The 19,617-nt window shown below is 76.8% G+C and carries 20 protein-coding genes; 7 read left to right on the top strand and 13 right to left on the bottom strand.

The genetic code is table 11. The features are described 5' to 3' along the window. Window position 1: 1 nt before the first annotated feature. From pheT to KDL28_RS22750, 5 genes are all read right to left on the bottom strand, one after another. Window positions 2-2,494, bottom strand: coding sequence for a phenylalanine--tRNA ligase subunit beta (gene pheT / locus KDL28_RS22770; RefSeq protein WP_252441495.1), 2,493 nt, complete (start codon window positions 2,492-2,494; stop codon window positions 2-4). Window positions 2,495-2,526: 32 nt separating this feature from the next. Beyond that, window positions 2,527-3,588, bottom strand: coding sequence for a phenylalanine--tRNA ligase subunit alpha (pheS, locus tag KDL28_RS22765; RefSeq protein ID WP_252441494.1), 1,062 nt, complete (start codon window positions 3,586-3,588; stop codon window positions 2,527-2,529). Between the two features lie 390 nt (window positions 3,589-3,978). After that, window positions 3,979-4,641 (bottom strand): response regulator, encoded by a 663-nt coding sequence (locus KDL28_RS41630; RefSeq protein WP_252441493.1) that lies wholly within the window; start codon window positions 4,639-4,641, stop codon window positions 3,979-3,981. 7 nt (window positions 4,642-4,648) lie between these two features. Next, the gene (locus tag KDL28_RS22755) at window positions 4,649-5,401 is read right to left on the bottom strand and encodes a sensor histidine kinase (protein ID WP_252441492.1); all 753 of its coding nucleotides are present in this window, start codon (window positions 5,399-5,401) and stop codon (window positions 4,649-4,651) included. A 60-nt stretch (window positions 5,402-5,461) separates the two neighbouring features. Then, window positions 5,462-6,190 (bottom strand): LuxR C-terminal-related transcriptional regulator, encoded by a 729-nt coding sequence (locus KDL28_RS22750; RefSeq protein WP_252441491.1) that lies wholly within the window; start codon window positions 6,188-6,190, stop codon window positions 5,462-5,464. A gap of 680 nt (window positions 6,191-6,870) precedes the next feature. Here KDL28_RS22750 and KDL28_RS22745 point away from each other — a divergent pair. From KDL28_RS22745 to KDL28_RS22735, 3 genes are read left to right on the top strand one after another with little or no spacing between them, the layout of a single operon-like run. After that, window positions 6,871-7,839, top strand: a complete 969-nt coding sequence (locus KDL28_RS22745; protein WP_252441490.1) for an ATP-grasp domain-containing protein — start codon at window positions 6,871-6,873, stop codon at window positions 7,837-7,839. Next, window positions 7,836-8,078: a hypothetical protein gene (locus KDL28_RS22740; protein WP_252441489.1), complete on the top strand. Its 243-nt coding sequence runs from the start codon at window positions 7,836-7,838 to the stop codon at window positions 8,076-8,078. Before KDL28_RS22745 ends, KDL28_RS22740 begins: the two co-directional genes overlap by 4 nt. Further along, entirely contained in the window at window positions 8,072-9,250 is a 1,179-nt protein-coding gene (locus KDL28_RS22735; RefSeq protein ID WP_252441488.1) for an HAD family hydrolase, read from the top strand. The genes KDL28_RS22740 and KDL28_RS22735 overlap by 7 nt, the downstream gene beginning before the upstream one ends. Here the strand turns inward: KDL28_RS22735 and KDL28_RS22730 are convergent. The 4 genes from KDL28_RS22730 to infC form a co-directional block, all read right to left on the bottom strand. After that, on the bottom strand, window positions 9,160-9,936 hold the full coding sequence (locus KDL28_RS22730) for a TrmH family RNA methyltransferase (protein ID WP_252441487.1): 777 nt from the start codon (window positions 9,934-9,936) through the stop codon (window positions 9,160-9,162). The genes KDL28_RS22735 and KDL28_RS22730 overlap by 91 nt on opposite strands. A 59-nt stretch (window positions 9,937-9,995) precedes the next feature. Next, complete coding sequence (rplT, locus tag KDL28_RS22725; RefSeq protein ID WP_252441486.1) at window positions 9,996-10,382, bottom strand: 50S ribosomal protein L20; 387 nt, start codon at window positions 10,380-10,382, stop codon at window positions 9,996-9,998. A 72-nt stretch (window positions 10,383-10,454) separates the two neighbouring features. Continuing rightward, entirely contained in the window at window positions 10,455-10,649 is a 195-nt protein-coding gene (gene rpmI, locus KDL28_RS22720; RefSeq protein WP_252441485.1) for a 50S ribosomal protein L35, read from the bottom strand. Between the two features lie 78 nt (window positions 10,650-10,727). Further along, window positions 10,728-11,357: a translation initiation factor IF-3 gene (infC, locus tag KDL28_RS22715; protein WP_252441521.1), complete on the bottom strand. Its 630-nt coding sequence runs from the start codon at window positions 11,355-11,357 to the stop codon at window positions 10,728-10,730. Window positions 11,358-11,618: 261 nt separating this feature from the next. Between infC and KDL28_RS22710 the strand changes: the two genes are divergently transcribed. After that, entirely contained in the window at window positions 11,619-11,852 is a 234-nt protein-coding gene (locus KDL28_RS22710) for a hypothetical protein (RefSeq protein ID WP_252441484.1), read from the top strand. Window positions 11,853-11,873: 21 nt separating this feature from the next. On the opposite strand, the gene KDL28_RS22705 is transcribed toward KDL28_RS22710, so the two are convergent. Together KDL28_RS22705 and KDL28_RS22700 are read right to left on the bottom strand one after the other, a co-directional pair. After that, window positions 11,874-12,614: a hypothetical protein gene (locus KDL28_RS22705; protein WP_252441483.1), complete on the bottom strand. Its 741-nt coding sequence runs from the start codon at window positions 12,612-12,614 to the stop codon at window positions 11,874-11,876. Window positions 12,615-12,660: 46 nt separating this feature from the next. After that, window positions 12,661-13,374: an alpha/beta fold hydrolase gene (locus tag KDL28_RS22700; protein WP_252441482.1), complete on the bottom strand. Its 714-nt coding sequence runs from the start codon at window positions 13,372-13,374 to the stop codon at window positions 12,661-12,663. A 115-nt stretch (window positions 13,375-13,489) separates the two neighbouring features. On the opposite strand from KDL28_RS22700, the gene KDL28_RS22695 reads away from it, so the two are divergent. Beyond that, on the top strand, window positions 13,490-13,945 hold the full coding sequence (locus KDL28_RS22695) for a DUF2243 domain-containing protein (RefSeq protein WP_252441481.1): 456 nt from the start codon (window positions 13,490-13,492) through the stop codon (window positions 13,943-13,945). Further along, the gene (locus KDL28_RS22690; protein ID WP_252441480.1) at window positions 13,942-14,745 is read left to right on the top strand and encodes a cytochrome c oxidase assembly protein; all 804 of its coding nucleotides are present in this window, start codon (window positions 13,942-13,944) and stop codon (window positions 14,743-14,745) included. The genes KDL28_RS22695 and KDL28_RS22690 overlap by 4 nt, the downstream gene beginning before the upstream one ends. Here KDL28_RS22690 and KDL28_RS22685 read toward each other — a convergent pair. Together KDL28_RS22685 and KDL28_RS22680 are read right to left on the bottom strand one after the other, a co-directional pair. Next, window positions 14,735-15,304: a hypothetical protein gene (locus KDL28_RS22685; RefSeq protein WP_252441479.1), complete on the bottom strand. Its 570-nt coding sequence runs from the start codon at window positions 15,302-15,304 to the stop codon at window positions 14,735-14,737. The two genes, KDL28_RS22690 and KDL28_RS22685, sit on opposite strands and share 11 nt — an antisense overlap. 199 nt (window positions 15,305-15,503) lie before the next feature. Further along, window positions 15,504-18,425, bottom strand: a complete 2,922-nt coding sequence (locus KDL28_RS22680; RefSeq protein WP_252441478.1) for an ATP-binding protein — start codon at window positions 18,423-18,425, stop codon at window positions 15,504-15,506. 99 nt (window positions 18,426-18,524) lie between these two features. Here KDL28_RS22680 and KDL28_RS22675 point away from each other — a divergent pair, with 99 nt between their 5' ends. Next, window positions 18,525-19,610 carry a class I SAM-dependent methyltransferase gene (locus tag KDL28_RS22675; protein WP_252441477.1) on the top strand — a complete coding sequence of 362 codons (1,086 nt, stop codon included), beginning with the start codon at window positions 18,525-18,527 and terminating at the stop codon, window positions 19,608-19,610. Window positions 19,611-19,617 lie beyond the last annotated feature (7 nt).

The following is a 19,617-nucleotide window of genomic DNA, read 5'->3' as shown; positions in this document are numbered from 1 at the left end:
CTCAGCGCAGGGTGACGCCGTAGCGGTCGGCCGCCACGGCCACCGCCGCGTCGCGGGCGGAGTTGGCCTCGTCGCTGGTCAGGGTGCGGTCGGGGGCCCGGAAGCGCAGCGTGTACGCCAGCGACCGGCGGCCCTCGCCGACCTGCTCCCCCGCGTAGACGTCGAACAGCCGGACGTCTTCGACGAGCTCGCCCGCCCCGTCGGCCAGCGCGTCGGCCAGCTCGGCGGCGGGCACGTCCGCGCCCGCGACGAGGGCCACGTCGACCGAGATCGGCGGGTAGGGCGACACGTGCGGGGCGGGCCGGGACTCGATGAGCGGGATGCCGTCGAGGTTGAGCTCCATGGCGCAGGTGCGCGACGGCAGCTCCAGGGCCTCGACGACCTTCGGGTGCAGCTCGCCCGCGTGCCCGACGACCCAGTCGCCGACGCGCAGGGCCGCGCACCGGCCCGGGTGCCAGGGCGCCAGCTCGGCCTTGGTGACCCGCAGCTCGACCCCGGCGACGCGGCCGACGAGCCGGGCCGCGGCGACCGCGTCCTCCCAGGAGGCCGCGCGGCCGCGGCCCCACCAGCCCGACGGCTCCCGGTTGCCGGCCAGCACCGCGGCCACGTGCAGCGGCTGGGCCGGCAGCGCGGCCTTGATCTGGGCGTACTCGGCGTCGCTCGGGCGGTCCTGCACCCCCGGGTCGGGCATCGGCACCGGCTGCGCGTGCGGCAGGGTGACCTGCCCGATGTGGTACAGGGCGAGGTCGACCGAGCCGCGCGAGCGGTTGCGGCCGAGCATCTCCAGCAGGCCGGGCAGCAGGGTGGTGCTCACCCCGGCGCGGTCCGCGTCGAGCGGGTTGAGCACCGGCACGGTGCGCCGGCGGACGTCGCCCTCGGGCAGGCCGAAGGCCTCCCAGGTGGCCGGGCCGACGAACGGGAACGGCAGCACCTCGACGTAGCCCGCCTCGGCGAGCGCCCGCGAGACCGCGCGCCTGCGCAGCTGGCCCTCGGTGAGCCCGCGCCCGGGCGGCGCGGCGGGCAGCACCGACGGGATGGTGTCGTAGCCCTCCAGCCGCAGGACCTCCTCGACCAGGTCGGCGGGCTGGGTGAGGTCGGGTCGCCAGGACGGCGGCACGACCTGCACGCTGCCCGCGCCGTCCTCGCCGAGCAGCAGGTCGATCTTGCAGCCGACCTGGCGCAGCCGGTGGGTGGTCGCACCGGAGGGGTACTCGACGCCGGCGACGCGGTCGGGCAGGTCGAGGGGCATGGTGATGGCCGCGCGGGCGGGGGCCGCGCCGACGTCGGTGCGGGCGTCGACCGGGCGGCCCCCGCCGTGTTCGGCGAGCAGCTGCACCGCCCGCTCCAGGGCGATCGGCGGCAGCTCCGGGTCGACCACGCGCTCGAAGCGCTTGGACGCCTCGCTGGGCAGCTTGTGCCGCCGCGCCGTGCGGGCGACGACGGCCGGCTGGAAGTGCGCGGCCTCCAGCAGCACGTCGACGGTGCCGCCTGCGCCGGGCCCGGCGATCTCGGTGCTCGCCCCGCCCATGACGCCGGCCAGGCCGATCGGCCCGGAGTCGTCGGTGATGAGCAGGTCGTCGGGGTCGAGGGTGCGCTCGACGTCGTCGAGGGTGGTGAGCTTCTCGCCCGCGGCCGCGCGGCGGACCACGATGGGCCCGGACAGCCGGGCGGCGTCGTAGGCGTGCAGCGGCTGGCCCAGCTCGATCATCACGTAGTTGGTGACGTCGACGACCAGCGAGATGGGCCGCATCCCGGCGGCGAGCAGCCGCCGCTGCATCCACCAGGGGCTGGGCGCGGCGAGGTCGACGCCGTCGACGCGGCGCGCGCAGAACCGCGCGCAGCCCGGGTCGTCCAGCCGGACGGTCCAGGCCTCGCCGTCGCCGTCGGCGACGTAGTACCAGCCGGCCGGGTCGACGTACTCGCGGTCCAGCGAGGCGGCCAGCTCGCGGGCCAGCCCGCGCACCGAGAAGCAGTAGCCGCTGTCGGGGTTGACGTCGAGCTCGACGACGGCGTCCGGGGCCCGGGGGTCGATCCCGAGCAGCGGGCGGGCCTCGTCGCCGGGCTCGCCGGTGCCCGGGGGCAGCACGAGGATGCCGGCGTGGTCGTTGCCGATCCCCAGCTCGGTGGCCGAGCAGATCATGCCGTCGGAGACGTGGCCGTAGGTCTTGCGCGCGGAGATCTCGAACCCGCCGGGCAGCACCGAGCCGGGCAGCGCGACGACGACGAGGTCGTCGACGACGAAGTTGCCGGCGCCGCAGATGATGCCGTTGACCTGGTCGGCGCCGACCTGCACCTGGCACCACCGGATGGGCTTCTTGAGCCCGGTCAGCTCCTCGATCTCGCGCACGCGCCCGACGACGAGCGGGCCGGTGACCTCCGGCGCCCGGTGCACCTCCTCGACCTCGAAGCCGACGCGCACGAACGCCTCGGCGACGTCGTCGACGCCGGGCAGCTCGCCGAGCAGCTCGGCCAGCCAGGACTGCGGGACCCGCACGGGAACTCCTAGTAGAGCTGGGAAGAGAAGGGTCAGACGCCGAACGCGCGGCTGAACCGGACGTCGCCCTCGACCATGTCGTGCATGTCGGGGATGCCGTTGCGGAACATCAGCGTGCGCTCCAGGCCCATGCCGAAGGCGAAGCCGGAGTAGACGTCGGGGTCGATGCCGCAGGCGCGCAGGACGTTGGGGTGGACCATCCCGCAGCCGCCCCACTCGACCCAGCCCGCGCCGCCCTTCTTCTGCGGGAACCAGACGTCGGGCTCCGCGGAGGGCTCGGTGAACGGGAAGTACGACGGGCGCAGCCGGATCCTGGACTCGGTGCCGAACATCGCCCGGGCGAACGCGTCGAGGGTGCCCTTGAGGTGGGCCATGGTCAGGCCCTTGTCGATGGCCAGGCCCTCGACCTGGTGGAACACCGGGGTGTGGGTGGCGTCCAGGGCGTCCGTGCGGAACGTGCGACCGGGGCAGACCACGTAGACGGGCAGGTCGCGCTCGAGCAGGGACCGGATCTGCACCGGCGAGGTGTGGGTGCGCAGGACCAGCCCGGAGGTCTCGGAGTCGCCCAGGTAGAAGGTGTCCTGCATGGTGCGGGCGGGGTGGTCCTTGGCGAAGTTGAGGGCGTCGAAGTTGAGCCAGGACGACTCGACCTCGGGGCCCTCGGCGACCTCCCAGCCCATCCCGACGAACACGTCGGCGATCCGCTCGGAGATCTGGGTGAGCGGGTGCCGCGCGCCGCGGGGGGCGCGGTCGACGGGCAGGGTGACGTCGACGGACTCCTCGACGAGCACGCGGGCGTCGCGCTCGGCGGCGAGCTGGGTGCGGCGGGCGTCGAACGCCTCCTGGGCCTGCTGGCGGGCGGCGTTGACCCGCTTGCCCGCGTCGGCGCGCTCCGGGCCGGGCAGCGAGCCCAGCTCGCGGCGGGCGAGCAGCAGCGGGGCGCGGTCGCCCAGGTGGGCGGGCCGGACCGCGGCCAGGGCGGCCAGGTCGCTCGCGGCGGCGAAGGCGGCCACGGCGTCGCGGACGGCCTCCTGCAGGGCCGCTTCGGACAGCGAGCCGGGCTTCAGGTCGGGGCCGGCGACATCGGGCGACATGAGGATGCGGTCATCTCCGGACGTTCAGCGGGTACTGCAGGTCAACGGGCGCTGCGGCGTGTGGGACGGCGACTGCGCTGTCGCCGATGGTAATGGCCGCCCGGGGTCGTCCCGACGGCGGTCAGCGGGCGGGGCGCGGCGCACGGCCGGTGGCCGCGGCCGGCGCGCGGAAGCCGGGGTCGTCCACGGTCCACGGCGGGGGCCGTCCGGCCCCAGTCGGGCGGGCCCAGCTCGTCCCGAACCGGCCGGAGCTGGGCGAGTGCGTCGGGGTGCCAGACCCCCCACGCGGGGCTGAGCCGGTCGGCCCGGACGGCATCCGGGTGGCCCCGACGGCCGGCCACGGGCGCCGCCGCGGCGGCGGGGCGGGTCCGTGGCCGGGGCCGACACCGCTCAGGCCGACGGGTCGAGCAGGGCGTGGCGCACCGCGAACGCGGCCGCCTCCAGCCGGGAGTGCACGCCGAGCTTGGTCAGCACGGCCTGCGCGTAGGTGCGCGCGGTGGCGGCCGAGACACCGAGCCGGGCGGCGATCGCGGCCGTGCCCAGCCCGTCGACCATCATCGCCAGGCAGTCGCGCTCGCGGGGCGTGAGGTAGCCGGCCAGCCGGTGGGCCTCGACGTGCTCCGCCGCGCGCACCGGGGAGAGCGGCGCCGGGACGGCGCCGGTCACGACCTCGCCCTGGGCCACCCTGGTGATCGTCGAGACCAGCGCGGAGACCCCGGCGGTCTTGCACAGGTACCCGGCCGCACCGGCGGCCAGCGCCCGCCGCGCGGTGTCCGGGTCGCGGTCGGCGGTGAGCAGCACGACCCGCGTGGCCGGGCTGGCCGCCCGCACCCGGGGCAGCTCGGCCAGGCCGTCGCCGTCGGCGAAGTGCCGGTCGACGACGCAGACCTGCGGGCGGTGCGCCACGACCACGCCGACGACGTCGGCGGCCCGGTGGGCGACGGCGCGCACGCGGAGGCCGTGGTGGGTCAGGACGGCGCCGAGGGCGTCGGTGAACACCGGGTGGTCGTCGCAGAGCACGACGTCCGCCCAGCTCGGGACGGGTTCGAGCACCGTCGGATCACCCCACCGCCGGCAGCAGGACCCGGGCCCGGGTGCCGTGCGGGGCGACCGCGTCCAGCTCCAGGCGCCCGCCGCAGGCCGCGAGCAGCCTGCCGACCAGCTCCAGCCCGAGCCCGGACGAGCCGCGCGGCCCGTGCGGGAAGCCGGGGCCGTCGTCGACGACGTCGATGGCGACGACCCCGTCGGCCCGCGACGGGTGGGTCGCGAGCCGCACGCTGCCGCCCGGTCCGGCCGCGCGGACGGCGTTGTCCACGAGGTTGCCGACCACCCGTGAGAGGGCGGCCCGGTCGACCCGGACCGCGACGTCGGGCCCGGGCAGCAGCCGCACCCGGGCCCGCCCGGCGTGCCCGGCGTGCCCGGCGAGGCGCGCGATCGGCGCCAGGACGTCGCGCACGCCGATCTCGTCCGGCTCGTCGCCGGGCGCCGCGGGCTCCGGACGGCCGCTGTGCGCTACGGCCAGCAGCCGCGCGGTCTCCTGCTCGATGAGCTCCAGCAGGCCGAACGTGGGAACCGCGCCGTCGCGGGCGGCCTCCAGCAGCAGGGCCATGGTCGACAGACCGTTGCCGAGGTCGTGCACGAGGCCGCGCAGGTGGCGCAGTTCGTCGCGCACGTCGTCCTCGCCGGTGGGGGCGGGCGGCTCGTCCGCGCTGCGCTGCGCGGGCACGACGCCCCACTCGTCCAGGTGCGGGGGGACGCCGCACCGCTGCGTCGGGATGGCCGGGAACGACTCGGAGGACCTGCGCACGCTCATCCGTCGAACCACGAAGAGTGAGTATTACGCCACATGTCGTAGTCGAATACCTCGGAAAGCCTAATTCCGCCCATCCGGGTAGCCGTCGGCCGCGACCCGAGGACGCATGCCCGCCGTCCTCGCCACCCGGACGGCCTCCAACCTGCTGTGCACGCCCAGCTTGCCGAACAGCTTGTTCATGTGGGTGCGGACCGTGCCCGTCGAGACCCCGAGCGCCGCGGCGATCTGCGCGCCACGCGCCCCGTCGACCAGCTCGGCCAGCACCCGGCGTTCCTGGCGGCTGAGCACGGCCAGCGGATCGGCCCGCCGCGCCCCCGGGTCGACCTCGGCCCGCAGCGCGCCGAGCACGACGCCCAGGTCGGCGGGCGACAGGCTGGCCTCGCCGCGGCAGACCCCGCGGACCGCGGCCAGCAGGTCGGCCGCGGTGCAGCCCTTGGTGAGCCAGCCGACCGCACCGGCGCGCACCGCGTCGACCAGCTGCGCCCGATCGCGGCTGCCGGTGAGCACGACGATCCGCACGCCCGGCTGCACCGCGAGCAGCGCCGACACCACCTCGGCCGCCGCGGAGCCCAGCGGCTCCACGTCGATCACGACGACGTCCGGCCGGGCCGCCGCCGTCCGCGTGACGAGGTCGGGTTCACCGGCGCAGCACCGGTCGACGACCCGCAGGTCGGGCTGGTGGGACAGGGTCAGCGCCAGCGCCTCGGCGAACATCCGGTGGTCGTCGACGAGCACCAGCCGGCGGACCGCCGCGACGCCGGCCTGCTGCTCGTGGTGGCCGACGATCACCGACCCAGGATGACCCGCCGATCCCCGCGGGCCTACCTCCGCGGACCCGATTCCACCGCTCGGGTACCGCACCCACCTGCGAGAACGCGCAGCGTGACACGAGCACGCCGCCGTCGGCCGACGGTGACCCGTCGGGACGTGGATCCGGCCCCGGGACACGACGGGCCTGGTTCCGCCGGTCGCGTCTGTTCGAGCCGACCGCGCCGCGGGCCTCCCACGAAAGACATAGCCCGCCTACGTCGTTCGGAGGGTCCCGGCCGGTGGGGACGGCGGCAGGCTGACGCGGTCGGGGACGTGCACCGGGATCGGCTGCAGCAGGAGGGGACCGCGATGAGAGTGCTCGCGGTGGGCGCGCATCCAGACGACGTCGAGCTCGGCCGCGGCGCGGCGCTGCCGCCTTCTTCCCGCGCCACCTGGCCCTCGTGACCGCGGCGGGGCGCCACCAGCCCGCGGCCGGGCGCGACGGGCTCGACCCGACCGGGCACCCCCCGGTCGCTGAGCGTGCTGATCGCCTGCCACAACGAGGAGCGCGTCGGCCCGCGCGCCACGCCGCCGATCTCCGGCCCGCCGGGCCGATCACCGTCCCGGTGCCCCGGCCCGCGTTCCCGGGCGCGCCGCCGCGCGCCCACGACACCGCCGGTCGCAGCGCTGGGCCGGGACCTCGCCGTGGAAGGAGAGCGATGAGCACGACCTCCACCAGCATCGACCCGGTACTGGTGACCGGGGCGGGCGGCGCCGCGGGGGTGGCCGTCATCCGGGCGCTGGCCGGGCGGCGCCCGGTCGTCGCGGCCGACTGCGATCCGACCGCCGTCGGGCTGCACCTGGGCACCGGCGCCGGCGTCCTGCCGCACGGCGACGACCCCGACTTCGCCGCCCAACTGGCCAAGCTGGCCGGCCGCACCGGCGCCACGGCGCTGGTCTGCACGGTCGCCGAGGAGATACCGGCCCTGCACGAGGGCGCCGCGCTGCTCGCCGAGGTCGGCCTGCGGACCTGGCTGCCGCCCGCGCGGGCGGTGGCCGCGTGCACCGACAGGTGGACCTTCGCCCGCACCTGCGCGGCCGGCGGCGTCCCGGTGCCGGCGACCGAACCCGGCGCGATCTGGGCCCGCGCCGTGGACAGCGTGCCGGGGCCGTGGATCGTCAAGCCCCGCTTCGACCGGGGCTCGCGCGACGTCCACCCGGTCGACTCGGTCACCGAGGCCCGCTGGGCGCTGCGCCGGGTGCCCGACCCGCTCGTGCAGACCCGGCTCACCGGCCCGGAGTTCACCGTCGACGTGCTGGTCGACCGTTCCGGGCGGCTGGCCGGTGCCGTCCCGCGGTGGCGGCTGGAGACCAAGGCGGGCATCAGCACCCGCGGGCGGACGTTCGCCTCGCCCGCGCTCGGCTGCGCGGTCGCGCACCTGCTGCGCACCGTCGGCCTCCGCGGCCCGGCCAACGTCCATGGCTTCATGACCGCCCCCGACCGGTTCAGCTTCACCGAGGTCAACCCGCGCTTCTCCGGGGGGCTGCCGCTCTCGCTGGCGGCCGGGGCCGACTTCGTCGGCGAGTACCTGCGCGGGCTGGACGGGTTGCCGGTGCGCCGCCAGCGCCTGGTCGGGCGGGCCGGCGTGACGATGCTGCGCCACCTGAGCGAGGTGTACCCGGCGTGAAGCTGCCCGTGCCGTTCGGCACCCGACCCGGGATCGTCAAGCTCGCCCCGGTGGTGCGGGCGCTGCGCGCCGACAGCGACCCCGCCACCCCCGCCGCGCAGCGCCGCGCCGACTCCGCCCCCTGCCCCAACGGCGACGGGCGCACCGATGACCGGGGCGTCGAGGTGTTGCACGCCACCGGCGCCGCCCTGCTGGAGCCGGCCGAACCCGACTTCGTCGACCAGGAGCCCCCGTGCTGATCCCCCCGGTGCGCGCGGTGCTGGTCGACCTCGACGACACCCTCCACCCCCAGGCCGAGTTCCTCGACACCGCCTGGCGGGCCGTCGCGCAGCACGGCGCGCGACGCGGCCTCAACCCGGACGCCCTGCTGGGCGCCCTGCGCGAGGAGACCGCCGCCGGCTCGGCCCGCGGCAGCATCATCGACCGCGCGCTCGCCCGCGCCGGCGCCGACCCGTCGCACGTCGAGGCGCTGCTGGCGGCCTTCCGCGCCGTCGAGCCGCCCACCCTCACCCCCTACCCCGGCGCGCTGCGGGCGCTCGCCGCGCTGCGCCGCCGGGTGCCGGTGGGCCTGGTGGCCGACGGCGAGGTGACCGGCCAGCGCCGCAAGCTCGCCGCACTCGGCCTCACCGACGCCTTCGACGTCGTGGTGCTCGGCGACCTCGACGGCCGCGACCGGCGCAAACCCCACCCCGCCCCGTTCCGGCGGGCGCTGGCCGGGCTCGGCGTGCCGCCCGAGCGGGTCGTCATGATCGGCGACCGCCCGGACGAGGACGTCGCGGGCGCCGTCGCCGCCGGGCTGCGCGCGGTCCGGGTGCGCACGGGCGAGTACGCCACCCGTCCCGACCACCCCGGGACGTGGTTCAGCGCCCCGTGCCTCGCCCTCGCGGTGCACCGGCTGCTCCCGCACCTCCCGGACCCGCCCGACCCGGACCGGTCGGAGCAGCCGCCGGGATGCGGCCCGCCTACGGCGCCGTCACCGGCCTGCGACCTGCCCGTGCTCGTCGCGGGCCGAGCGGCCGGACCGGTTGTCGAGCGCCGAGGACGCCAGCAGGAAGACCACCAGCAGGGGCAAGCCCACCGCCAGCACCGGCCAGGTCGCCACCGTCAGGAGCACCATCCCGACGAGCCCCAGGACGACCACGCCCAGGCCGACGACAACTGCGATCACGGTCCTCATGGCGACCACCTCGCTCGCATCCGCGTGCGGTCGATGGTGTGGGCTAGATCACAACCGGGCAATCACCCGGTCGGGGGGACGTGCTCGGCGGACGGGTTCGGTCGTGGACGCGCCGGCACGGCGGGCACCCCCGGCAGCCCACCTCACCGCGGACCGAGCCGCCTCCCCCCGGCCGACGCGTACAGGCACACCGCGGCCGCGGTGGCCAGGTTGAGGCTCTCCGCCCGCCCGTAGATCGGCACCCGCACCCGGTGGTCGGCCGCCGCGGCGACGTCGTCCGGGACCCCGTGCGCCTCGCCGCCGAACACCCACGCCACCGGCCCGGCCAGCACCGCGGCGGCGCGGGCGTCGTGCAGGTCCAGCTCGCCGTGGCCGTCGGCGACCAGCAGCGCCAGCCCGGCGGAGCGGCAGGCGTCCAGGACCGCGGCGGTGTCGCGTTCGCGGGCCAGGGGCAGGTGGAACACGCTGCCCGTGGAGGCCCGCACCGCCTTCGGGTTGTGCGGGTCGACGGTGTCGCCGGCGAGCAGCACGGCGTCGGCGCCCGCGGCGTCGGCGACCCGGATGACGGCGCCCGCGTTGCCGGGGTCGGCGATGCCGGCGCACACGGCGACCAGCCGCGCCCGCTCCCCCAGCGCCTCGGCGACGGGCACGTCGAGCAGGTCGCACACGGCGACCAGCCCCTGCGGGGTGACCGTGTCGGACAGCGACTCGGCGGCGCGCTCGGTGACCGCGCTGATCCGGGCGCCCGCGGCGGCCGCGGCTTCGACGAGCTCCGGGTGGCGCTCTGCGGCGGCGTCGGTGAGCAGCAGCTCGCGCACGCGGGCCCCGTCGAGCGCCTCGCGGACGGCCTGGGCCCCCTCCACGAGGAACCGCCCGGCCCGATCGCGCCCGGCGCGGCGCAGCAGCTTGCGGGCTGCCACGACGCGCGGGGTGCGTTCGGTGCCGGGCGGTGCGTCGGGAGCGGGCGCTCCCGGGGTGCTCAGGCCGCCGATCCGTCCTGGGCGGGCTGGGCGGGCACGGCGGCCTTGGCCACCACGACGAGCGCGGCGAACGCGGCCTCGTCGGTGACGGCCAGCTCCGCGAGGACCTTGCGGTCGACCTCGACGCCGGCGATCTTCAGGCCCTGGATGAACCGGTTGTAGGTCATCCCGTTGGCGCGCGCGGCGGCGTTGATCCGGGTGATCCAGAGCTGGCGGAAGTCGCCCTTGCGCGCACGGCGGTCGCGGTAGGCGTAGTTGAGCGAGTGGAGCATCTGCTCCTTGGCCTTGCGGTACAGCCGGGACCGCTGGCCCCGGTAGCCGCTGGCCAGCTCAAGGGTGGTGCGCCGCTTCTTCTGGGCGTTGACCGCGCGCTTCACGCGTGCCATGGGGGTGTCCTTACGTATCGGGCCGGTGCGCGGAGGGCTTTCCGCCCACCGGGTGCGGGAGGGGGCGGACCGTCAGCGGCCGAGCAGCTTCTTGACCCGCTTGATGTCGGCCTTGGCCACGGGCACCACGCCGGACAGGTCGCGGGTCTCCTTGCTCGACTTGACCTCGAGCCGGTGGCGCAGACCGGTCTGCTGGCGCATGAGCTTGCCCTTGCCGGTCACCTTGACCCGCTTCGAGATCCCGCTGTGCGTCTTGTTCTTGGGCATGAGCAGTTCCGTTCGCCATGACGCCCCCGGTTCCCCGGGGGCGTCGGGTGGGTCCTGCGGGCCGGAGCCCGCCGTCGATCAGGTCTGAGCGTCCGCGACCGTGGCCCCGGCGACCGGGGTCTCGGCGGCCGAGGCCTCCGCGGCCGCGGCCGTGGCCTGGGCGGTCTGGGCCCGGGTCGGCGGCTTCTTGTTCGGGGCGATCACCATCGTCATGTTGCGGCCGTCCTGCTTCGGCGCCGCCTCGACCGTGCCCAGCTCCACCACGTCCTCCGCGAGCCGCTGCAGCAGCCGGAACCCCAGCTCGGGGCGGGACTGCTCGCGACCACGGAACATGATCGTGACCTTGACCTTGTTGCCACCCTCGAGGAAGCGCACGACGTTGCGCTTCTTGGTCTCGTAGTCATGGGTGTCGATCTTGGGGCGGAGCTTCTGCTCCTTGATCGTGGTCAGCTGCTGGTTGCGGCGGGACTCCCGGGCCTTCTGCGCGCTCTCGTACTTGAACTTGCCGTAGTCCATGAGCTTGCAGACCGGGGGGCGGGCCTGGGCCGCGACCTCGACGAGGTCGAGCTCGGCCTCCTCGGCGAGCCGCAGGGCGTCCTCGATACGCACGATGCCGACCTGTTCGCCGTTGGGTCCGACCAGCCGGACCTCGGGAACACGGATGCGGTCGTTGATGCGCGTCTCTGTGCTGATGGGGTCTCCTCGTATCGACGTCGTGTTGAGCGACGGAGCGGAGACCCGACTGACCCCGCGATGAACCTACGGCTCATCGCCGGACCGGACCCGACACCGGAGGCGGCGGGTGGGAGCGGGGCTCCTCTTGACGCCCTGGCACGACGGTGGCGTGCTGATGCACGGTCCAACGCGCGACAGGGTGGTCGCATTCCGAAGGGTACACCACCCGTTTCGGTCGCGGTCACCGGTCGGCTCCGGGCGTGGGCGGGGCACATCCGGGGTAGCCCGGCGCTCATGGGTTGGTTCCGCCGCAGGCTCCGCGGCTTCAGCAGTCCCCGCTCCCCCCGCGCTCCCCGCCCCCGCGGCCGGTTCGGCTTCTGGGGCCCGTTGCCCACGTACCGCACCCGGACCCGCCGGGGCTCCGAGGTCTCGGTCAGCGGGTGCGGGTGCTGCCTGCCGATCCCGCTGATCGCGCTGGCCGGCACGGCCGCCGGGCTGCGGACGGTGTGGCGGTGGGCCCGGGGCTGAGCGTGCGGGGCCGGGCTGCGGTCAGGGCCGGCGCCGCAGCCCGGCGGGCTCGGCCTGCCGCCCGCGCCGCGAGCCCGTGTAGGCCCGTTCCCGCAGCGCGGTGAGGGGCCGAGCCGGATGCAGGTCGGGCAGGTGGTTGAGCACCGGGTCGAACGTGATGGGCGGCTGCGCCGGGTCGCGCACCGACTCCAGGACCAGCTCACCCACCACCCGCGGGTGGCCCAGCGCGTCCCGCAGCGGCAGCTCGGTGACCGCCATCCGGACCCGGCCCCCGGCGACGAGCGCCGCGGCCGTGCCGGGGTCCGCGGGCATGGTGCGCGGCGCGTCGCCCGCGTCCAGGCCCAGCAGCACGAGCCGGCCGCGGGCCCGGTACGGCAGCAGCGTGCTGTACGGGCTGCCCCACCAGCGCCCGGACGGCAGCAGCGCCAGGTGCGCCGGGCGATGACGGCCCGTGGAGGCCAGCAGGAGGTCGAACAGGTCGTCCTCCCCGTCGATGCGCCCGTCGCCCGCCGGCACCCGCAGCGCCACGCCGAGCAGGTCGGGCAGCCCGCCGGGCAGCCCGACCGACTTCGACAGCCGCACGACCGCGGGCCGGCCGGGCGCTCCGCCGACCGCGGCCCCGAAGAGCGAGTCGGGATCGAGGGTCAGCCGCCCGTCGAAGGCCACCCCGACGCTGTGCAGGGCCCGGCCCGCGCGCACCCGCGCGACCGTCCCGAATACGGACTCGACCGCGCGTCCGAGCGCGCGCTGCACCGTGGTCACCCGGGACGGGTGCCCCGACGGCGCCGGGCGACACGTGGTTCCCGACTCAGCCGAGCAGATCGCCCAGCAGCGGGGCGACCAGCCGCGGGTGGGTCAGCGGGATCATGTGCGCCCCGGCCGGCACCGTGCGGGCCCGACCGGCGGACGCGAGGGAGGCCAGGTGGCAGACCCAGTCGGCCGGTGAGATCCGGTCGTGCCGACCGCGCACGATCAGCACCGGGCACCGCAGCGCGGGCAGGACGCGGTCGATCCGGTCGCGGCGGGCGGCGTCCATCGCCCTGCCCATCGCGGCCGCGCCCGTGCGGGTGTAGTCGCGGGCCAGTTGCGGCACCTGCCCCGGGCGTTCGTGGGCCGCGGTGCGCAGCCAGCGCCCGGCCAGCGCGGGCCATCCGGCGGCGCGCGGGTCGGTGGTCGGCCCGACCAGCAGCAAGGCGGTGACGCGGTCGGGCGCCATGGCGGCGGCGTGCGCCACGACCTGGCAGCTCGCCGAGTGGCCCAGCAGCACCGCGGGGGGCACGTCGAGGCGTTCCAGCCGGTCCAGCAGGTGCGCGGCGAGATCCGCCGGAGCCCGGGGGGCGTCGCGCCGGGCGGGCTCGCCGTAGCCGGGCAGCGCGAGCGCCACCGACGCGGTCGGGGCGAGCCGGGCGAGGGTGCGGGCAGGCACGTCCGCCGACAGGCCCAACCCCGGCACCGCGACGACCCGGGTGACCCCCTCCCCACCCATCCACCGCACGGAGGACGGTCCCACCACATCGATCACGCCCCCCAGCATCGCCCTCCGCCACCCCACCCGCGACCGGGACGGAGCCGAGGGATGGACGGGGACGCGCCGGGTACCCGAGCGCGTGACGGAACCACTGCGAGGAGGCCGCGCCGTGACGCCGCCCCCGACGGCGCGCACGCGGGCGCGGCGCCGCAACCTGCTGGCCGGGCTGCTGCTGGGGGTGGGCACGGTCGCCTTCCTCGACGAGGTCGTCTTCCACCAGCTGCTGCACTGGCACAAGTTCTACGACCGCGCCGGCACCGACGCGGGGCTCGTCTCCGACGGGCTGTTCCACGCGTTCAGCTGGGGCGCCACGGTCGCGGCGCTGTTCCTGCTGGGGTCGCTGCGCCGCGACCGGACCGTGGACCGGCCGCGGGTGATCGGCGGGGTGCTGATCGGCGCCGGCGCGTTCCAGCTCTACGACGGGCTGGTGCAGCACAAGCTCCTCGGCCTGCACCAGATCCGCTACGAGGTCGACCTGCTGCCCTACGACCTGACCTGGAACGTCCTCGCGGTGGCGCTGCTGGTGGTGGGACTCGTCCTGGTGCGGCGCAGCGGCCGGGCATGACCGGGCACGAGCACGCCCACCAACCGGGGTGGGCCGGCGCGCCGCTGCTCGTAGCGCTGGCCCTGGCCGGGCTCGCGTACCTGCTCGCGGTGCGCCGGCTGCACCGAACCGGACGCCCGTGGCCGGTCGTCCGGACCGCGCTGTGGCTGCTCGGGCTGGGCGCGGCCGCGGCCGGGGTGCTGATCGGCAGCGGGAGCTCCTTCGCCGTGCACATGGTCGGTCACGTGCTGCTCGGGATGCTGGGCCCGCTGCTGCTGGCGCGGGCCGCTCCCGTCACGCTGGCGCTGCGCGCGCTCCCGGCGGGCCGGGCCAAGCTGCTGAGCCGGGTGCTGCGGTCGGTGCCCGTCGCCCTGCTGACCACGCCGGTCGTGGCCGCGCTGCTGTCGGTCGGCGGGCTGTGGCTGCTGTACCGGACCGACCTGCACGCCGCGGCCGGGCACGACCCGCTGCTCGGGCTGGCCGTCTCCACGCACGTCCTGCTGGCCGGGTACCTGTTCACCGCCACCCTGGTCGGACCCGACCCGGTGGCGCACCGGGCAGACCTCGGCGTGCGTGCCGCGGTGCTCGTGCTCGCCGTCGCCGCGCACAACGTCCTGGCCAAGTCGTTCGCGGCGGCGCCGCCGGCCGGGCTGACCGAGGCCGAGGCACTCGCCGGCGGCCAGCTCATGTACTACCTCGGCGCGCCCGTCGAGATCGCCGTCTTCGTGCTGCTGGGTCGGGAGTGGGCGAGGGGCGACCGGCGGCGCGCACGCCGGTCGCCCGTCCCGCAGCCCGGTCCGGCGGGCGAGCTCAGTCGTTGAGCCCGAGCAGCTTCGCCGGCTTGGCCAGGATGCCCGGCAGGGCCTGGCTCGGCCGCTGCAGCTCGCCGTGCACCGCGTTCACCACGACCAGCGCCGCGGTCAGTGCCGGGATCAGCCACTGGGTGACGGCCAGCTGCTTCTGCGCGGCGGCCACCTCCGGCGGGCTGTCGGGGGCCGGGTCGGTGCCGCCCTCGACCGGCGCAGGCTCCGCGTTCTCCAGCTTCTTGCCCAGCGCGCGGCTGTAGGCGGTGGCCGCCAGCGCGGCCCCGGTCAGCACCGTCTTGGCCACCGACGCCGCCCCGACCCCGCTCTGGGCGACCGTGCGGCCCTTGTTGCCCAGCAGCAGCCCGGCGCTGCCCACCAGGTGCGCGCCGATCGCGGCCAGGTTCACCGGGGCCCAGCGCGCCCACCCGGCGTTGGCCACCCGCAGCCGCTGGTTCCGGTCCTGGACGTCGGCGGCGGCACCGTTGATGCCGACCGCGCCGGCCAGCGTGCCGCCGAACCACGCGGCCAGGCCCAGGTCGTTCAGGCTGCGGACCACCGTGTTGCGTTCGCTCATCGTGCGTGTGCCTCCCTCGTCGGCGCCGGACGTCGGCGCCACGGGCGGGGACGTACCCGCGCTCGTCCGGCCCACGCTCCGCGCCGCACCCCGTCCCCCGAATGACAGGAAAGCCACCATCAGGACACCTGGCGTCCGGATGGTGGCTTTCCTGACACGGGAGCGGTGGGGAACGAGGGCGCGGAGGGGCGAGGGACGCTCAGCGGGCGCCGGGCGAGGTGTTGCGGGCCGCGCGGCGGGCGGCGGCCACCGCGGCGGTGTCGCCGAGCGCGGCGCCGTACTCGGCCAGGGCGTCGAAGTCGGTACCGAGGGTCGCGCGGGCCGCGCGGTCGACCGCGTCCAGCCGGGCGGCGTCCGAGCCGAACACCGGCGACGCCCGCCGGCTCGCCCGCAGGGCGGCCAGCAGCAGGGCGGCCTCGGCGTGCCGGTCGAGCCGGGACAGCGTCTCCACCAGCGCCCGGATGGCGATCCACAGCTGGCTCCAGGCGCCGAACCCGTGCCAGTGGTCGATCAGCGGGCCGAAGCCGGCCAGCGCCGACGCCGGGTCCGTGCTCCCCCGGGCGGCGGAGGTCAGCAGGGTGTGGCGGGCGACGCCGGCGATGAAGCCGGAGCCGACCTCCTCCGCGGCGCGCACCGCGGCCGCCAGGTGCGCGGCCGCGCCGGGCTCCCCCGCCTCGGCACGCCGCTCGCCCCGCGCGTAGTGCGACCAGGCGCGCGCGGTGGGCGAACCGAGCCGGTCCGCGGCCGCGACGAGCCGCTCCTCGTAGTGCGCGGCCGCGGGGCCGTCCGCGGCGTAGGCGCAGATGATGGTCAGGTCGGTCAGCGCCACGACCCGGCCCTCCTGGTCGTCGACCCGCTCGTCGAGCTCCAGCGCGGCTCGGGCGTGCTCGAGCGCGGCGCCGAGCTCGCCGCGGAAGCTGGCCACGTTGGCCAGCGACTCGTGGGCGTCCCTGGCCGAGGTCGGGTCGTCCGTGCGGGCGGCCAGCTCCAGGGCGCGGTGGGCCTGCTCGGCGGCCAGGTCGAGCTCGCCGTGCATCCAGCGCACCGACGCCGAGAGCCCGAGCAGCCGGGGGACCAGCGGGTCGACGGCGGCACCGGGGTCGTCGACCACGTCGAGGGTGCGGTCGAGCACCCGCGTGAGGTCGACGCGCCCGCGCAGGTAGGCCAGCTCGGCGAACAGCAGCGTGAGCCGCAGCAGCTGCGGGCGCGGCCCGTTCGCGCACAGCCAGTCGTGCGCCCGGTTGAGGTCGGCGAGGTGGGCCTCGAACCGGCGCACCGCGGCGGCCTCGCCCGGGCCGCGCCGACCGGCGCGCACCTCCTCGGCCAGCCCGACCGCCCAGTCGGCGTGCCGGGCCCGCAGCCGCGGCGTGCCCGGGTCGGTGGCCAGGTGGGCGCGGCCGTACGCGCGCAGCGTCTCCAGCATCCCGAAGCGCGCCGGCTCGCCGGGGTGGCGCACGACCAGCGAGCGCTCCACGAGGTCGGCGAGCCCGTCGTGCTCCTCGCAGACCGCCCGCACGGCCGCTCGCTCGACCGGCCCGGCGAACACCGACATCCGGTCGAACAGGGTGCGCTGCCGGTCGTCGAGCAGGCCGTAGGACCAGTCGACGACATCGCGCAGCGAGCGGTGCCGGGGGGCGGCCGTGCGCCGGCCACCGCGCAGCACGTCGAGGGCGTGCGGGTGCTCCAGCGCCTCCACCAGCCCGGCCAGGCCCACGTGCACGGCGCGCCCGGCGGCCAGCTCGACGGCCAGCGGGAGCCCGTCGAGGCGCCGGCACACCTGTTCCACCAGCGCGGCCTGCCCGGGACCGGGCACCGCGGCCGGATCGCCCGCCCGCAACCGGTCGGCCAGCAGCCGGGCCGCGGCCGCCCCGTCCAGCGGCGCCACCGCGTGCACCTGCTCGCCGTCGACCCGCAGCGGCTCGCGGCTGGTCGCCAGCACGTCGACGGCGGGCGCGCCGGCCACCACGGCCTCCACCACGGCGGCGACCTCGTCGGCCACGTGCTCGCAGTTGTCCAGCACCAGCAGCTGGTGGCGCACCGCCAGCCCGTCGACGACCAGCTCGGCGGGCGACCCGGCACGCAGGTCGGACAGCCCCAGCGCGGCGGCCAGCGCGGCGGCGACGTCGGCCGGCCCACCACCGCCGAACTCGACCACCAGCGCGCCGTCCGGGTAGCGCCCGGCGATCGCGGCGGCGACGTGCACCGCCAGCCGGGTCTTCCCGACCCCGCCGGGCCCGCACAGGGTGACGACCCGACCGTCGCGCAGCAGCGCGGACACGGCGCCCAGGTCGGCGTCGCGCCCGACGAACGAGCTGACCGGGACCCGGACCGGCGTCCGCCGGGCGGTCGGGGCCGGGGCCGGTCGGGGCGCGGGCAGCTCCTGGCGCAGCACGCGCAGGTGCACGGCGCGCAGCTCCGGCCCCGGCTCGACGCCGAGCTCGGCGTCGAGCCGGTCGCGCAGGCGGGCGTGGGCGGCCAGCGCCTCGCCCTGGCGCCCGGTCGCGGCGAGCGCCTCGACCAGCACCGCGACCGCGCCCTCGCGCAGCGGCTCCGCCGCTACCAGTGCCTCGGCCGCGGCCACCGCCTCCCCGGGCCGACCGGCGGCCAGCAGCCCCGCGGCGCGCTGCTCCTGGGCCCAGCGGTGCAGCTCGGTGAGCCGGGCCACCTCCGGGCCGAGCGCCGGGTGGTCCAGCTCGGTGAAGGGCCTGCCCCGCCACAGTGCGAGCAGGGCGTCCAGGAGCGCGACCCGGCGCGACGGGTCGGGCTCATCGGCGGCGCGGGTCAGGCCGGCCTGGAACTCGACGGCGTCCAGGTCGTCCGCGCCGACGCGCAGCCGGTAGCTGCGCGCCCCGGTCTCGATCGCCACACCGGCGGGCAGCAGCCTGCGCAGCCGGGCGACGTTGGTCTGCAGGGCGCCGGAGGGATCGACCGGTGGGGCCACGTCCCACACCAGCTCGGCCAGGACCTCGACGTCGACCGCGCGGTCGGCGTGCAGGGCCAGCGCGGCCAGCAGCCGGCGCTGCCGGGCGCTGCGCACCGGTACCCGCCCGTCGGGCCCGCGCAGCTCGACCGGGCCGAGCACGGCCACCCGCGGCACCCGGGCGCCCGCTGTCTCGGTCACCAGGACATCGTGCCCGGCCCGGACACCCGCGCACAGCCGGTCGTCCGGCGGCAGCGGGGTGACAGCGATCCGACAGCGGCCACCGCCACCATCTCCGCCATGACGACGACCGCACCCACGCCGGCCACCGGCGCCACCGCCGAGGAGTTCGGCGAACGGCTGTTCACCGCCGTGCTCGGCACCCAGCTCGTGCAGGCCGCCTACCTCGGCGACCGCCTCGGCTTCTACCGCGCCCTCGCCGGGGAGGCGCTGACCGCGGCCGAGCTGGCCGTGCGCACGGGCACGGCCGAGCGGTACGCCAGGGAGTGGCTGGAGCACCAGGCGGTGTGCGGCGTGCTGACCGTGGACGACGACGCCGCGCCGGCCGACGCGCGCCGGTTCCGGCTGCCCGCCGGGCACGCCGAGGTGCTGACCGACGTGCTCAGCCCGAACCACGTGCTCCCGCTGGCCCGGATGGCGGCCGGGATCGGCCGGCACGTCGACGAGCTGGCCGGGGCCTACCGGACGGGAGGGGGCGTGTCCTGGGCCGACTTCGGCGCGGACGCCCGCGAGTCGCAGGCCGCGGCCAACCGACCGCTGTTCCTCGGCGCCCTGCCCCGCGACTACCTGCCCTCCGTGCCCGACATCGACGCCGTGCTGCGCCGCGGCGGGCGCGTCGCCGACGTCGGGTGCGGCTTCGGCTGGTCGGCGATCGGCCTGGCGCTGGCCCACCCGGACGTCACGGTCGACGGCTTCGACCCCGACGGACCCTCGATCGAGGCGGCGCGCCGCAACGCCGCCGAGGCCGGCGTGGGCGACCGGGTCCGGTTCCGCACCACGGACGCCGCGCTGGCGGAGGGCGGCTACGACCTGGTGGCGGCGTTCGAGTGCATCCACGACATGCCCGACCCGGTCTCCGTGCTGGCCGCGATGCGGACGATGGCCGGGGCCGACGGGGTCGTGCTGGTCGTGGACGAGCGCGTGGCCGAGCACTTCACCGCGCCCGGTGACGAGGTCGAGCAGCTCATGTACGGCTGGAGCATCACCTGCTGCCTGCCCGACGGCCTGGCCCACCCCGGCTCGGTGGGCACCGGCACGGTCATGCGGCCCGACACGCTGCGCGGCTACGCCCGCGCCGCCGGGTTCGCCGGGGTCGACGTGCTGCCGATCGAGGACGGCTTCTTCCGCTTCTACCGGCTGCGATGACGTCTCC

It is taken from the genome of Pseudonocardia humida (assembly GCF_023898865.1).
In the GTDB taxonomy this organism is placed as follows: Bacteria; Actinomycetota; Actinomycetes; order Mycobacteriales; family Pseudonocardiaceae; genus Pseudonocardia; species Pseudonocardia humida.
The sequence above is the reverse complement of the archived record's forward strand: the minus strand, read 5'-3'. Positions and strand labels throughout refer to the sequence as shown.

What these genes read in the sequence shown, in the direction of transcription:
- pheS (WP_252441494.1), bottom strand. Translation starts at nt 3,588, where the DNA reads ATGTCGCCCGATGTCGCCGGCCCCGACCTGAAGCCCGGCTCGCTGTCC.
- KDL28_RS22755 (WP_252441492.1), bottom strand. Translation starts at nt 5,401, where the DNA reads ATGAGCGTGCGCAGGTCCTCCGAGTCGTTCCCGGCCATCCCGACGCAG.
- KDL28_RS22745 (WP_252441490.1), top strand. Translation starts at nt 6,871, where the DNA reads ATGAGCACGACCTCCACCAGCATCGACCCGGTACTGGTGACCGGGGCG.
- rplT (WP_252441486.1), bottom strand. Translation starts at nt 10,382, where the DNA reads ATGGCACGCGTGAAGCGCGCGGTCAACGCCCAGAAGAAGCGGCGCACC.
- rpmI (WP_252441485.1), bottom strand. Translation starts at nt 10,649, where the DNA reads ATGCCCAAGAACAAGACGCACAGCGGGATCTCGAAGCGGGTCAAGGTG.
- KDL28_RS22710 (WP_252441484.1), top strand. Translation starts at nt 11,619, where the DNA reads ATGGGTTGGTTCCGCCGCAGGCTCCGCGGCTTCAGCAGTCCCCGCTCC.
- KDL28_RS22690 (WP_252441480.1), top strand. Translation starts at nt 13,942, where the DNA reads ATGACCGGGCACGAGCACGCCCACCAACCGGGGTGGGCCGGCGCGCCG.
- KDL28_RS22685 (WP_252441479.1), bottom strand. Translation starts at nt 15,304, where the DNA reads ATGAGCGAACGCAACACGGTGGTCCGCAGCCTGAACGACCTGGGCCTG.
- KDL28_RS22675 (WP_252441477.1), top strand. Translation starts at nt 18,525, where the DNA reads ATGACGACGACCGCACCCACGCCGGCCACCGGCGCCACCGCCGAGGAG.